We start from the raw sequence: 2673 nt of genomic DNA, 5'->3' as shown, positions 1-2673 counted from the left end.
AGGTAGTCTCGATAAAGGCTTGAACTTTGCGGGTAACACAGCTGGTACAGTTATTAATAAGAAACTAGGTGATACCGTTACAATTAAAGGTGGCTTAGCTAACAATGTTGATGCGAGTGATGAAAATCTGCGTGTTGATGTTGAAGATGGCAACCTTGTTGTGAAGATGGCGAAGAACCTAAGTGGCTTAGGCGATATCCAAGTTGGTGAAGCTGGAAAAGACGGAAAAGATGGCGTTGACGGTAAGATTGGTGTTACCGGAAAAGATGGTTCATCAGTAGTTATTAATGGCGAAGATGGATCAATCGGTCTTACCGGTCCAAAAGGTGAGGCAGGTAAAGATGCACCAACTCTTAATATTGCAGTGAAAGATGGAGCGCCAGGCTTAAATGGAAAAGATGGCGAAGTCCGTATTGTGTACAAAGATAAAGACGGCAATGAGAAAGAGGTCGCAAGTCTTGATGATGGCTTACTCTTTGGTGCGGATAACGATGGAGTTGTGGTTGAACGTAAGTTGAATCAAAAACTTGATATTCTTGGTGGTGCAAATAATGCAACCGATGCGAAGAATATCGTCACAACCGCAAATGCAGATGGTTCTATCCAAATCGATCTTGCCAAAGATCTTGATCTAGGCACTACGGGTTCTGTGAAAACAGGCAATACGACCGTTAATAATGACGGTGTTAAAGTAGGTGAAGGTGTTGTATTAGGTAATATAGGGTTAACTATTGCAAATGGCCCAAGTATTACAACAAGCGGTATTAATGCTGGTGGTAGCAAAATCACGAATGTTGCTAAAGGTGAAGATGGTACCGATGCAGTTAATAAAGATCAGTTGGATGACGCATTACAAGGAATTATTGCTAATAATAATGCATACTTGAATTTTGAAGGTGATACTGGAACGACTAAGGTTAATTCAGGAGATACAGTATCAATCGTTGGTGGTGAGTCAGATACAACAAAACTAGTAGATGGTAAGAACGTTGGTGTTGTTGTAGATGATGAAGGTAAGCTCAACGTTAAACTTGCAGAAAACCTTGATCTAGGCACTACGGGTTCTGTGAAAACAGGCAATACGACTGTTAATAATGACGGTGTTAAAGTAGGTGACAATGTCACATTAGGTGATACAGGATTAACTATTAAAGATGGTCCAAGTATTACTGCAAATGGTGTCGATGCAGGTGGTAAAACAATCACGAATGTTGCTGATGGTGTAAATGGTAAAGATGCTGTCAACAAAGATCAGTTAGATGCATTAGGTACGAATTTAACAAATACAGGCCTTACATTTGCAGGTAACAGTGGGGAAGTAAGTAAAAAACTTGGCGATAAAGTCACCATTAAAGGTGGTTTAGCTGACAATGTTGATGCGAGTGATGAAAATCTACGTGTTGATGTTGAAAATGGCAACCTTGTTGTGAAAATGGCGAAGAACCTAAGTGGCTTAGGCGATATCCAAGTTGGTGAAGCTGGAAAAGACGGAAAAGATGGCGTTGACGGTAAGATTGGTGTTACCGGAAAAGATGGTTCATCAGTAGTTATTAATGGCGAAGATGGATCAATCGGTCTTACCGGTCCAAAAGGTGAAGCGGGTAAAGATGCACCAACTCTTAATATTGCAGTGAAAGATGGAGCGCCAGGCTTAAATGGAAAAGATGGCGAAGTCCGTATTGTGTACAAAGATAAAGACGGCAATGAGAAAGAGGTCGCAAGTCTTGATGATGGCTTACTCTTTGGTGCGGATAACGATGGCGTTGTGGTTGAACGTAAGTTGAATCAAAAACTTGATATTCTTGGTGGTGCAAATAATGCAACCGATGCGAAGAATATCGTCACAACCGCAAATGCAGATGGTTCTATCCAAATCGATCTTGCCAAAGATCTTGATCTAGGCACTACGGGATCTGTGAAAACCGGCAATACGACTGTTAATAAGGACGGTGTTAAAGTAGGTGACAATGTCGCATTAGGTGATACAGGATTAACTATTAAAGATGGTCCAAGTATTACTGCAAATGGTGTCGATGCAGGTGGTAAAACAATCACGAATGTTGCCGATGGTGTAAATGGTAAAGATGCTGTCAACAAAGATCAGTTAGATGGTCTTAAAACGAGTGTTGAAGGTAGTCTCGATAAAGGCTTGAACTTTGCGGGTAATACAGCTGGTGCAGTTATTAATAAGAAACTAGGTGATACCGTTACAATTAAAGGTGGCTTAGCTAACAATGTTGATGCGAGTGATGAAAATCTGCGTGTTGATGTTGAAGATGGCAACCTTGTTGTGAAGATGGCGAAGAACCTAAGTGGCTTAGGCGATATCCAAGTTGGTGAAGCTGGAAAAGATGGCGTTGACGGTAAGATTGGTGTTACCGGAAAAGATGGTTCATCAGTAGTTATTAATGGCGAAGATGGATCAATCGGTCTTACCGGTCCAAAAGGTGAGGCAGGTAAAGATGCACCAACTCTTAATATTGCAGTGAAAGATGGAGCGCCAGGCTTAAATGGAAAAGATGGCGAGGTCCGTATTGTGTACAAAGATAAAGACGGCAATGAGAAAGAGGTCGCAAGTCTTGATGATGGCTTACTCTTTGGTGCGGATAACGATGGAGTTGTGGTTGAACGTAAGTTGAATCAAAAACTTGATATTCTTGGTGGTGCAAATAA

1 pseudogene is annotated in these 2673 nt (G+C 41.3%); it reads left to right on the top strand.

The window, feature by feature from the left end:
* Nucleotides 1–2673: pseudogene (locus tag DC083_RS10030) on the top strand (hypothetical protein); the annotation flags it as partial.

This window comes from Ignatzschineria ureiclastica (genome assembly GCF_003121845.1).
Lineage (GTDB): Bacteria > Pseudomonadota > Gammaproteobacteria > Cardiobacteriales > Wohlfahrtiimonadaceae > Ignatzschineria > Ignatzschineria ureiclastica.
The sequence above is the reverse complement of the archived record's forward strand: the minus strand, read 5'-3'. Positions and strand labels throughout refer to the sequence as shown.